We start from the raw sequence: 11,518 nt of genomic DNA, 5'->3' as shown, positions 1-11,518 counted from the left end.
TCTCTTCAGACCCCGCAAGCTTCGCCGCCCACGTTTCTCTTTCTTCTCATATTCAATTGTCAAATAACAGACCACTCTAAGCAGTCACAAAACCAAATCCCCAAAGCCTAACCCCGGGAAACCAACAAGCATTCAGCTCATCAACTTGATTTCTTCAGAACGAAAGTCGCCGTCGCCAGCAGCGCCGCCGCCCTCGTTCAGTGAGCGGACTTATAAGAGATCACCCTCAAACAAGTCAACACAGCAATATCAAAAAAAATAAGAAATGTGATATGTGCCTGATTGTAAAAGGGAATTTGAAAATTATCATATAAATTAACGACTTTTAACGGTTTTCCCGTCGGTGTCCGTCAAGCTTGATGGGCCGTCACCTATATAGGGTCTCCATATCGCAATAACAGGGGCCGAGGCCTTGTAGATATCAGTCGGAAGACGGGCTGAAGCGGGCGACCAGCGCATGCGCATTGCCGGGATAGGTGAAGCGTACATAGGTGACAGCGCCCGAATTGCTCCAGGTACGGCGCTCCACGACAAGACACGCCTGCCTGTCAGAAATACCCAGCAGGCGTGCGATCTCCTTCGACGGTGTTTCGGCGCTGATCCGATGTTCGGCAGTGCTCCAGGGAACATGGCCGAGCAGCCAAGGGCCCGGCGCAATTTCGGTGAAGTCGGTTTCAGCCGCTTCCGGCACGGCCGCCAGATTGATGAGGCGCTGTTCGACACAGAATTCGCGTGCACCGGCGAAATGGATGCAGAGGATGTCGAGCAAGGGCGTTCCGACGGACACATCGAGCCGCTCACGATCCGCGCTTTTCGCGCTACGCCTTTCGCGCTCCAGGATTTTGAAGCCATAGTCGAGGCCAAGGGATTCGACCTCGGCCCCGATATCGTGAATTTGGAGAACGGCGGACTGGATCTGCGGCTGGCGAACGAAACTGCCGGATTTCTTGCGGCGCTCGATCAAACCGGCCTTGGCAAGCTGGCCCATGACCTTGTTCACGGTCATGCGCGAACAGTGATATTGATCGGCGAGGTCGACCTCGAAAGGCAACCGGTGGCCCGGCGGCCATTCTCCCGAAACGATCCGGCCCTCGATCTCAGTGAGGATACGCTGGTGCAGGGTCTGCCCGGCTGATGCTTTCGTCACGTCCGCAATGCCTTTCCCCGCTGGCTTTTTCCTGTTTCCGCCGAGCCCATATCAGCTATCGAGAAGTTCAGCCATGACCTTGTTGAAACGATCGGATATTTCGCGGCGATGGATATGCCGGCCGGCCTGCACGCGCTTTTTGCCGCGCACCCAAACGGAATCGACAGAAACGCCGCCCGCGAATATCCACTGATCGAGAATCTGGGATATCGGAAGATAAGAAACGGCCGAAACATCAAGAGCGACGAAATCGGCGCTTTTTCCACTTTCCAGACCGTTTCGCGACGCCAGAGCCCTGCCGCCGCCTTCGAGCGCCTGCCGGAAGAGTTTTTCTCCCGTGGAATGGCCGGCATCGGCGATGACATTGCGCGCGCGATGCGAGAGGCGTTGCGAATATTCGAGCGTTCGCAATTCTTCCGGCACGGAAATCAGAATGTTGGAATCGGATCCGACACCATAATGGCCGTTTTCAGCGAGAAACGCCGGAGCCGGGAAGATGCCGTCGCCGAGATTGGCTTCGGTGATCGGGCAGAGACCGGCAACAGCACCGCTTTTTGCCATGTCTCGCGTTTCGGTTTCCGTCATGTGCGTCGCATGGATAAGGCACCAGCGGCCATCGACCGGCGCGTTTTCAAGCAGCCATTCCACCGGCCTCGCACCGGAAAAGGCGAGCGAATCTTCCACTTCTTTCGTCTGTTCCGCCACATGAATATGGATCGGCCCGCCTTTTGCCAGCGGCTCGATGGCTGCCAGCTCGTCGCGGGTCACCGCACGCAGGCTATGCGGCGCTATGCCGAGCGTGGCGCCCGGCAGCCTGTCCACCACGGCCTGCGCGCCCTGCATCAGCTTTCCGTAACTGTCGAGCGAATGGATGAAGCGCTTCTGTCCGTCGATCGGCGCCTGGCCGCCGAAACCGGAATGGGCATAAAAGACCGGCAGCAATGTGAGGCCGATGCCCGTCTGCGAGGCGGCCGCGCCGATACGTTCAGCCATTTCGGCGATATTGCCGTAATGCGAGCCATCCCTGTCATTATGCAGATAGTGAAATTCTCCGACCCGCCCGAAACCGGCCTCGAGCATTTCCATATAAAGCTGGGCGGCAACCGCCTCGACATGGTCAGGCGTCATGGAGAGCGCGAATTTATACATGACGGTGCGCCAGCTCCAGAAACTGTCATCGCCGGGACCACGGATTTCGGCAAGCCCGGCCATGACCCGCTGAAAGGCGTGGCTGTGAAGATTTGGCATGGCCGGGACGATGACGGCATGTCGCTCATCCTGCGGCTGCGGCGAAACACCGGTTTCCACGGATAAAATAGCACCTTCGTCGCAGACGATGCGAACATCCTTCGCCCATCCATCCACTAGAAGCGCTGCGCCTGCGTGAACTGCCGTCATGCCACCCTCTCCTTTGCTTCTGTCCGGCAAGGCCATTTCAAACACGAAATTGCAGCTTGCCAAGCCGATTATTATGTATATACATTTACCTCACAAAGGAAAGGCGAAAAGCAAATGCCAGGGAACAAATCTGCAAACGGAACGGCGACGGGGAACGCCACGGCTTTGTGGCGCAACGCCCGGCTGGCAACCTTCAATCCCGCCATGGAAGGGATCGGCACCGTCGAAAACGCCGTCATTGCCGTGCGTAACGGCCGCATCGCCTTTGCCGGCCCTGAAAGCGATCTGCCCGCCGATCTGGCAACGGCCGATGAGACCAATGATTGCGGCGGCCGCTGGATCACCCCTGCCCTGATCGACTGCCACACCCATCTCGTCTTCGGCGGCAACCGCGCCATGGAATTCGAGATGCGGCTGAATGGGGCGACCTATGAAGAGATCGCCAAAGCGGGCGGCGGCATTGTTTCTTCGGTGCGCGACACGCGCGCGCTTTCGGAGGATGCTCTGGTGGCGCAGGCTCTCCCGCGCCTCGAGACGCTTCTTTCCGAAGGCGTTTCCACTGTCGAAATCAAATCCGGTTACGGTCTCGACATTGAAACCGAGCTGAAAATGCTGCGCGTCGCCCGCAGGCTCGAGACATTGCGGCCGGTGCGCATCGTCACCAGCTATCTCGCCGCGCATGCGACACCTGCAGACTATAAGGGGCGCAACGCCGATTATATTGGCGATGTCGTTCTGCCTGGGCTGGAAAAAGCCCATGCGGAAGGACTGGCGGATGCGGTTGACGGTTTTTGCGAAGGCATCGCCTTTTCCGTCGAGGAGATCGACCGGGTTTTCAAGGCTGCAAAACAATATGGCCTTCCGGTCAAACTGCATGCCGAGCAGCTTTCCAACCTTGGCGGTTCCGAGCTTGCGGCATCCTATAACGCGCTTTCGGCCGATCATCTGGAATATCTTGATGAGGCCGGCGCGAAGGCGCTGGCGAAAGCGGGAACCGTGGCCGTGCTTCTTCCCGGCGCCTTCTACGCGCTCAGGGAAAAACAATTGCCGCCGGTGCAGGCCCTGCGCGATGCCGGGGCCGACATTGCGCTGGCAACGGACTGCAACCCCGGCACATCGCCGCTCACCTCCCTGCTGCTGACCATGAATATGGGCGCAACGCTTTTCCGCATGACCGTGGAAGAGTGCTTGACCGCGACGACACGCAACGCGGCAAAGGCGCTCGGCCTGCTTACGGAAACCGGCACGCTGGAGGCTGGAAAATCCGCTGATTTCGCCATCTGGGACATCGAGCGTCCGGCAGAACTTGTCTACCGCATCGGTTTCAATCCGCTCCACGCCCGCATTTTCAAGGGACAGAAGGTTCTCCCATGACCATGAAGACCATCACGCTTCACCCCGGCAATGTCACCTTAGCCGATCTCGCCGAGATATATTGGGAGAACGGCAGCGCCAAACTCGACCGCAGCTTTGATGCAGGCATTGAAAAGGCGGCGGCCCGCATTGCGGAGATCGCTGCCGGCAATGCGCCGGTCTATGGCATCAATACCGGTTTCGGCAAACTCGCTTCCATCAAGATCGACGCGGCCGATGTGGCGACGTTGCAGCGCAATCTCATCCTGTCGCACTGCTGCGGGGTCGGCGCGCCGCTTCCTGAAAATGTCGTGCGGCTGATCATGGCGCTGAAGCTGGTTTCGCTCGGTCGCGGCGCATCCGGCGTGCGGCTGCAACTTGTGCGGCTGATCGAAGCCATGCTGGAGAAGGGCGTCATCCCCGTCATTCCCGAAAAGGGTTCGGTTGGGGCTTCCGGCGATCTTGCGCCGCTTGCCCATATGGCGGCGGTGATGATGGGCGAAGGCGAGGCCTTTTATGCGGGCGCGCTTCTGCCAGCGGGCGAAGCGCTTGCGAAAGCCGGACTGACCCCGGTGGTGCTTGCCGCCAAGGAAGGGCTGGCGCTGATCAACGGCACGCAGACTTCGACGGCGCTGGCGCTTGCCGGTCTTTTCCGTGCCCATCGCGCAGCACAGGCGGCACTTATTACCGGTGCGCTTTCCACCGATGCCGCCATGGGCTCATCTGCACCTTTCCATCCCGATATTCACAGCCTGCGGGGTCATAAGGGCCAGATCGACGCGGGAGCGGCGCTTCGTAATCTGCTGGAGGGTTCGGAAATCCGCGTCAGCCATATCGAGGGCGATGAGCGGGTGCAGGATCCCTATTGCATTCGCTGCCAGCCGCAGGTGGATGGCGCCTGCCTCGATCTTCTGCGGCAGGTGGCCCGCACGCTGGAAATCGAAGCCAATGCCGTGACCGACAATCCGCTGGTGCTTTCAGACAATTCCGTCGTCTCCGGCGGCAATTTCCACGCCGAACCGGTGGCCTTTGCCGCCGACCAGACGGCGCTCGCCATTTGCGAGATCGGCGCAATCGCCCAGCGACGCGTGGCGCTGCTGGTCGATCCGGCCCTCTCCTATGGTCTGCCGGCCTTTCTTTCCAGGAAGCCCGGGCTGAATTCCGGCCTGATGATCGCCGAAGTCACCTCCGCCGCGCTGATGAGCGAGAACAAGCAGATGGCGCATCCGGCCTCGGTGGATTCCACACCGACCTCCGCCAATCAGGAAGACCATGTCTCCATGGCCTGCCATGGCGCGCGCCGCCTGTTGCCGATGACGGATAATCTTTTCGCCATTCTCGGCATCGAGGCGCTTTCGGCCGTGCAGGGCGTGGAGCTGCGTGGGCCGCTGAAAACCAGCCCCGAACTGCAAAAGGTGATTGCGGCATTGCGCGCGGCGGTGCCTTCGCTGGAGGAAGACCGCTATATGGCGCCGGACCTGAAGGCTGCGGCGGAATTGATTGCCTCCGGCGCGCTGGTCGCGGCAATTTCGGACGGCATTCTGCCGAAGCTGGAGGTTTGAGATGACATTCGTTTCACCCCCCGTCCTCGGATTACCTGCCTGCGCGCTGGGGTTACCCCCCTCTGCCCTGCCGGGCATCTCCCCCTCAAGGGGGGAGATCAGATGCCTCACGCGCTCGTTCCTAGGTATTATGGGGCAAGGTGTTATCCGCCTGCCGATCTCCCCCCTTGAGGGGGAGATGCCCGGCAGGGCAGAGGGGGGTAACCCCAGTGCGCAGGCAGGTGACCGATGAACACGCCTTTCTCTCTCCACCAAGGCACCTCGCCCATCATCCTCGGCCTGCCTCACACCGGCACGGATGTGCCGTCGGAGATTTGGGATCGCCTGAACGACAACGGCAAGATTCTCGCCGATACGGACTGGCATATCCATGAGCTCTATGCCGGCCTTCTCGAGAGCGCGACAACCGTAAGGGCGACCTTCCATCGTTATGTGATCGACGCCAACCGCGATCCGGCCGGGGTAAGCCTTTATCCGGGCCAGAACACAACCGGGCTTGTTCCGGAGACCGATTTCGACGGCGAGCCGATCTGGAATGAAGGACAGGAACCCGCAGCGGACGATATCGCCTATCGTCTGGAAAACTTCCACGCGCCCTATCACGCGGCCCTTGCGGCGGAAATCGAGCGGGTCAAATCCATCCACGGCATCGCGATTCTCTATGATTGCCATTCGATCCGTTCGCATATTCCCTTCCTGTTCGAAGGCAAGCTGCCGGATTTCAACATCGGCACGGATATGGGCAAGACCTGCGATCCGACCATCGAGAAGATCGCCGTTGAGGTGACCGCCGCAGCGGACGGGTACGACAGCGTTCTGAACGGTCGTTTCAAGGGCGGCTGGACGACGCGCCATTACGGAAAACCGCAGAGCGGCGTGCACGCCATTCAGATGGAGCTGGCGCAATCCACCCATCTTCAAAGCGAGACGCCGCCTTTTGCCTATGACACGGGCAAGGCTGAACGGCTTCGCTCCCATCTCAAAACCATTCTCACGCGCATGGAAAGATTTGCGCTCGACACGAAACGATAAGGGGAAAGCACATGAACAATCCACGCCACAATATTCGCGATGTCCGCTCGCCGCAGGGCACTGACCTCAATGCCAAAAGCTGGATGACGGAAGCGCCGCTGCGCATGCTGATGAACAATCTCGACCCTGACGTGGCCGAGCGTCCGCATGAGCTGGTGGTTTATGGCGGCATCGGCCGCGCCGCCCGCACCTGGGACGATTTCGACCGCATCGTCGCGACGCTGAAGGACCTGAACGAGGATGAAACCCTCATCGTGCAGTCCGGCAAGCCGGTCGGCGTGTTCCGCACCCATAAGGATGCGCCGCGCGTCCTGATCGCCAACTCCAACCTCGTGCCACACTGGGCGAACTGGGATCACTTCAACGAGCTGGATAAGAAGGGCCTTGCCATGTACGGCCAGATGACGGCCGGTTCGTGGATCTACATCGGTACGCAGGGCATCGTGCAGGGTACCTATGAAACCTTCGTCGAGGCCGGCCGCCAGCATTATGAAGGCAACCTGAAGGGCAAGTGGATCCTGACTGGCGGTCTCGGCGGCATGGGTGGCGCGCAGCCGCTCGCCGCCGTCATGGCCGGCGCCTGCTGCCTCGCCGTCGAATGCGATGAAACCCGCGTCGATTTCCGCCTGCGCACCCGTTATGTCGATGCGAAGGCGCATACGCTCGATGAGGCGCTGGCCCTGATCGACCAATGGACCAAGGCGGGCGAGGCGAAATCCGTCGGCCTGATCGGCAATGCTGCGGAAATCTTCCCGGAACTCGTCCGTCGCGGCGTTCGTCCCGATATCGTTACCGACCAGACCTCGGCGCACGATCCCGTCCATGGGTACCTTCCGGCCGGATGGACCGTTGCCGAATGGCGCGCCAAGCAGGAAAGCGACCCGAAAGCGGTTGCGGCTGCCGCCCGCGCCTCGATGAAGGTGCATGTGCAGGCTATGGTCGATTTCTGGAACGCCGGCGTTCCGACGCTCGATTACGGCAACAATATCCGCCAGGTCGCCAAGGATGAGGGCCTCGAAAACGCCTTCGCCTTTCCGGGCTTCGTGCCGGCCTATATCCGCCCGCTGTTTTGCCGCGGTATCGGCCCGTTCCGCTGGGCGGCCCTTTCCGGCGATCCGGAAGACATCTACAAGACCGACGCCAAGGTGAAGGAACTGCTGCCAGACAACAAGCACCTGCACAACTGGCTGGACATGGCGCGCGAGCGCATCGCGTTTCAGGGCCTGCCGGCGCGCATTTGCTGGGTCGGCCTTGGCGACCGCCACCGTCTCGGCCTCGCCTTCAACGAAATGGTCAAGAACGGTGAGCTGAAGGCGCCGATCGTCATCGGACGCGACCATCTGGATTCCGGCTCCGTCGCCTCGCCCAACCGCGAGACCGAGGCCATGAAGGATGGCTCGGACGCCGTTTCCGACTGGCCGCTCCTGAACGCGCTGCTCAACACCGCATCCGGCGCGACCTGGGTGTCGTTGCACCACGGCGGCGGCGTCGGCATGGGCTTCTCGCAGCATTCCGGCATGGTCATCTGCGCCGATGGCACCGACGATGCCGCTCGCCGGCTGGAGCGCGTGCTGTGGAATGACCCGGCAACCGGCGTCATGCGCCATGCCGATGCCGGTTACGACATCGCCGTGGAATGCGCCAAGGAACAGGGCCTGCGCCTGCCCGGCATTCTCGGCAATTGATCCTCTTTCGGCCGGAAAGAGAAACACCTTTTCCGGCCGATCCCTCTCAAAAGTGGAAAACCATGACCCTGCTGCGCGCAAGCGATTACAAGCGAATGCCCTGGAAAAACGGCGGCGGCGAGACGGTGGAAATCGCCATCTTTCCACCGACGTCTTCCGTCGAGAATTTCGACTGGCGCATCAGCATGGCGACGGTGGCGAGCGACGGGCCGTTTTCGATCTTCCCCGGCATAGACCGCACCCTCTCCATTCTTGAGGGAAACGGCATGGCGCTGGCAATTGCGGCGGGCGATCCGCTGCTGCTGACAATGGAAAGCCCACCCCTGCCCTTTCCCGCCGATGTTCCCGTGAATGCGACCCTGCCCGATGGCGCGATCACCGATCTGAACGTCATGACCCGCCGCTCGCGCTTTCGTCATGTCGTTAAAAGGCATTCCGGCCCGTTTTCGGGAAAAGCCGCCGGAAACACGACGCTTGTTCTGGCGCTCGACCCGCTGGCGGTTTTAACCGGTGAAGGCGAGAACCGATTGGGAAAGCTGGATGGTCTGCTGATCGAAGGCGGTTTACCGTTCACCGTCGAAGGAGATCGAAGCGAAAGCGCGTTTTTCCTGATCACCCTCGAGCGTCTCTGAAGCCTTCCGGAAAAGGCTTCACAAGTTCCGTCCGGATAATGCTTAAACCGCTTCCGCCTCAGTCCAGGCCCAGCGGATCGGCCACCCGTGGCCAAAGCTCAAGGCTCGCCTTGCGATAGGGCGTTTTCGCCGGATCTGTCGGATAAGACGTCGGGGCCGCGATATAAACGATCTCGGAGGCGACCGGCGCAAACCCCGCATGGAAATGGTTGGTCGACTTGACCAGCAGCACGTCTTTTTTCGCGAAATCGACGCCGAGGTTGGAAAAGATATCCGGCTCATAAGTTTGCGTGCGGCTGGTGATGAGGATGATATCGATCTGCGTACCGAGCGGCCGAACGACGGCGGCACGGCCGAGCGTGACGCGGCTGTTGCGGAAACTCTGCCAACCGGCCTCGGCCTTGCGCATCACCTTTATGCGGAAATCAAGCGGCTCGCCGCCTTGAGGGCTGGATTTGCCGCCTATGCGCAGATCGATCTCGGCCCCCTCGCCCGCCGCGTGACAGAAAGACACCGCAATCGGGTCCCAGATCGTCGCGACGGCAATATTGTCCATGCCGCGCTCCACCATGCGCCGCAGAATATGGGTCGCGTCACCGGCGACGCCGCCGCCCGGATTGTCCCAGATATCCGATACGACGACCGGCCTGTCCGGATTGTTGCTGCGAATGGCAAGAACCTGGTCGAGACCCGATTCCGTATCCAGCATCGGCATGGCGGTCAGTTTTCGCATGGCATAAAGCTCATGGCCGAGCTTTTCGGCCAGCGCATCGCCCTTTGCCCTGTCATTATCGGTCACGACAACGATGCGCGTTCCCATATCCGGCACATCGCCCGCCATAAAACCGTGAATGACGGAGATCGACAGGATGCCATCCCTGCCTTCCATCGCCTTCAGTCGGTCGACGTAAGAGCGCATCGGCTCGCGGCTGGTGGGATAAATGGTGATCATGCGGCAATCGAAAGTGGAGATGACCGGCTTGATCTCCCCCCGAAGCGTGCGCAGCGCCATTTCCACTACATGCTCGCCGCGCTCTTCGAAATCCGTATGTGGAAACTCCAGAAACGTCGCCATTATATCGAGATTTTTGACCCGAAGCGGCGTCAGATGGCTGTGCGGATCGAATTCCGCCGCAACCAGCACATCCGGTCCGACCAATGCGCGGACGCGCGACAGGAAATCCCCTTCCGGATCATCATAACCCTGTGCCACCATGGCGCCGTGCAGACCGAGCACCACCGCATCGATCGGCATTGCGGCGCTGAGTTCTGTGAGAATCGTATCCCGCAGCGTTTCATAGGTCTGGCGCTGGATGAGGCCCGCCGGTTCCGCCCAGCAGGAAGTTCCCTCTATTACCGTGAACCCTTCCGCCTTACCACGACGGCGCAAGATCGGCACTGGCGACGAGCAGAGCGTCGGCGTTTCGGGATGTTCCCCCGGCCCGGCATAAAAAGCCGCGCGAAAGGCGTCCATATCCGTCGGGACAGGTGAAAACGTGTTGGTTTCGGTGGCGAGTGACGCCGTGAAGATGCGCATGTCTCTAGATTCTCGTTACCGCAATCTGCCCTTCGGCAGCTTTATTTCAGGATTTAATTAGCCGGGTAATTTTACCAGACTGTACCGCGCGCCGCGACCTGCTCAACCCGCGTCACGACACCGTTTCGATGGAAAACCATCCTGTCGAAAAGATTGCTGACAACGCAGGTGTGGTTCGGAACGACCTTGACCACATCGCCGATTTCAGGCCGGCCCGAGGCGCAGCCGGATAGATCGACGACCGCATGTTCTTCCGAAAGCGAGATGATTTTCGCACCGTCATAGCCTTCGAGCAGCCCGTAATCGCTGAAACCCAGAAGATCCGAGGTCAGGGCCTTGGAGCCGCAATCCAGCACAGCCCGATCGGCTGTCGGTCGCGATACGACGGTGGCAAGAACATGCATGGCGAGATCGCCCGCCGTGCAATGTCCGGCGCGCAGCATGGCGCGATCATTATAGACATAGGTGCCGGCCCGATGTTCGGTGGCGGAAGGAACGAGATGGGCGGCGTAAAAATCCGGAGAACCGCCGCTGGATCGCACCGGGCAATCCATGCCCTTTGCCGCCAGCAATGCCATGGTCTCGCGAAGGAAGTTCTCCACCGTCGCTGCTCCGCCCGGTGCCGGATAGGTCAAAATGCCCTTGAATGTGAGGCCCGGTGCCGCCGCGATCTTTTCCGCAAGCGCCAGTGCCGCTTCCGGCGTCTGCACACCACAGCGCTTGCCGCCCGTGTCGCATTCGACCAGTACGGCAAGCGGCCTTGCCGCATCGAATGTATCGGCAAGGCCGGCAATCGTGACCACGCTATCGGCAACCACGCTCAACCGGCCGATGCGCGCATTCAGCGCCTTCAGCCGCGACAGCTTTGCTGCACCGAGAATATTATAGGTAATCAGAATGTCATCAAAACCGGCATCCGCAAAAACCTCCGCCTCACTGACTTTCTGGCAATTAATGCCGATGGCGCCGGCCTGAAGCTGCTGCTTTGCGACGGCGGGTATCTTGTGCGTCTTGATATGCGGCCGAAAGGCCTTGCCGTGGTCATCCAGATAAGATTGCGCCCTGAGGATATTGGCGGCGAGCCTGTCCTCGTCGATGACAGGCATCGGCGTCGAAATCGCATTGAGGGGTGTGCCTGCATCAGGCCAGGGATAGGTCATCATCTACTCTCA

The 11,518-nt window shown here is 60.3% G+C and carries 9 protein-coding genes; 5 read left to right on the top strand and 4 right to left on the bottom strand.

The genetic code is table 11. The features are described from left to right. Positions 1 to 421: 421 nt before the first annotated feature. Both hutC and PH605_RS17915 read right to left on the bottom strand, forming a co-directional pair. Positions 422 to 1,147, bottom strand: a complete 726-nt coding sequence (gene hutC / locus PH605_RS17920) for a histidine utilization repressor (RefSeq protein WP_142845599.1) — start codon at positions 1,145 to 1,147, stop codon at positions 422 to 424. Positions 1,148 to 1,198: 51 nt separating this feature from the next. Next, a complete protein-coding gene (locus PH605_RS17915; RefSeq protein ID WP_142845598.1) occupies positions 1,199 to 2,545 on the bottom strand; it encodes a formimidoylglutamate deiminase in 1,347 nt (448 codons plus the stop codon). Between the two features lie 114 nt (positions 2,546 to 2,659). Here PH605_RS17915 and hutI point away from each other — a divergent pair, with 114 nt between their 5' ends. The 5 genes from hutI to PH605_RS17885 all read left to right on the top strand — a co-directional run bounded on the left by hutI (position 2,660) and on the right by PH605_RS17885 (position 8,809). Then, positions 2,660 to 3,919 carry an imidazolonepropionase gene (hutI, locus tag PH605_RS17910; RefSeq protein ID WP_142845597.1) on the top strand — a complete coding sequence of 420 codons (1,260 nt, stop codon included), beginning with the start codon at positions 2,660 to 2,662 and terminating at the stop codon, positions 3,917 to 3,919. Next, the gene (gene hutH / locus PH605_RS17905) at positions 3,916 to 5,460 is read left to right on the top strand and encodes a histidine ammonia-lyase (RefSeq protein ID WP_142845596.1); all 1,545 of its coding nucleotides are present in this window, start codon (positions 3,916 to 3,918) and stop codon (positions 5,458 to 5,460) included. Before hutI ends, hutH begins: the two co-directional genes overlap by 4 nt. Positions 5,461 to 5,688: 228 nt before the next feature. Continuing rightward, complete coding sequence (gene hutG / locus PH605_RS17895; protein ID WP_142845594.1) at positions 5,689 to 6,492, top strand: N-formylglutamate deformylase; 804 nt, start codon at positions 5,689 to 5,691, stop codon at positions 6,490 to 6,492. Between the two features lie 11 nt (positions 6,493 to 6,503). Then, positions 6,504 to 8,177, top strand: a complete 1,674-nt coding sequence (hutU, locus tag PH605_RS17890; RefSeq protein WP_142845593.1) for a urocanate hydratase — start codon at positions 6,504 to 6,506, stop codon at positions 8,175 to 8,177. A gap of 62 nt (positions 8,178 to 8,239) precedes the next feature. After that, on the top strand, positions 8,240 to 8,809 hold the full coding sequence (locus PH605_RS17885) for a HutD/Ves family protein (RefSeq protein WP_142845592.1): 570 nt from the start codon (positions 8,240 to 8,242) through the stop codon (positions 8,807 to 8,809). Positions 8,810 to 8,867: 58 nt separating this feature from the next. On the opposite strand, the gene PH605_RS17880 is transcribed toward PH605_RS17885, so the two are convergent. Next, positions 8,868 to 10,346 carry a M81 family metallopeptidase gene (locus tag PH605_RS17880; protein ID WP_142845591.1) on the bottom strand — a complete coding sequence of 493 codons (1,479 nt, stop codon included), beginning with the start codon at positions 10,344 to 10,346 and terminating at the stop codon, positions 8,868 to 8,870. A gap of 71 nt (positions 10,347 to 10,417) precedes the next feature. After that, positions 10,418 to 11,506, bottom strand: coding sequence for a D-TA family PLP-dependent enzyme (locus PH605_RS17875; protein WP_142845606.1), 1,089 nt, complete (start codon positions 11,504 to 11,506; stop codon positions 10,418 to 10,420). Between the last annotated feature and the right edge of the window lie 12 nt (positions 11,507 to 11,518).

The organism is Agrobacterium sp. CFBP 3001, assembly GCF_027871605.1.
GTDB lineage: Bacteria > Pseudomonadota > Alphaproteobacteria > Rhizobiales > Rhizobiaceae > Agrobacterium > Agrobacterium leguminum.
This window is presented reverse-complemented; position numbering and strand designations above follow the sequence as displayed.

What these genes read in the sequence shown, in the direction of transcription:
- PH605_RS17885 (WP_142845592.1), top strand. Translation starts at nt 8,240, where the DNA reads ATGACCCTGCTGCGCGCAAGCGATTACAAGCGAATGCCCTGGAAAAAC.
- hutH (WP_142845596.1), top strand. Translation starts at nt 3,916, where the DNA reads ATGACCATGAAGACCATCACGCTTCACCCCGGCAATGTCACCTTAGCC.
- PH605_RS17875 (WP_142845606.1), bottom strand. Translation starts at nt 11,506, where the DNA reads ATGACCTATCCCTGGCCTGATGCAGGCACACCCCTCAATGCGATTTCG.
- PH605_RS17915 (WP_142845598.1), bottom strand. Translation starts at nt 2,545, where the DNA reads ATGACGGCAGTTCACGCAGGCGCAGCGCTTCTAGTGGATGGATGGGCG.
- hutU (WP_142845593.1), top strand. Translation starts at nt 6,504, where the DNA reads ATGAACAATCCACGCCACAATATTCGCGATGTCCGCTCGCCGCAGGGC.
- hutI (WP_142845597.1), top strand. Translation starts at nt 2,660, where the DNA reads ATGCCAGGGAACAAATCTGCAAACGGAACGGCGACGGGGAACGCCACG.
- PH605_RS17880 (WP_142845591.1), bottom strand. Translation starts at nt 10,346, where the DNA reads ATGCGCATCTTCACGGCGTCACTCGCCACCGAAACCAACACGTTTTCA.
- hutG (WP_142845594.1), top strand. Translation starts at nt 5,689, where the DNA reads ATGAACACGCCTTTCTCTCTCCACCAAGGCACCTCGCCCATCATCCTC.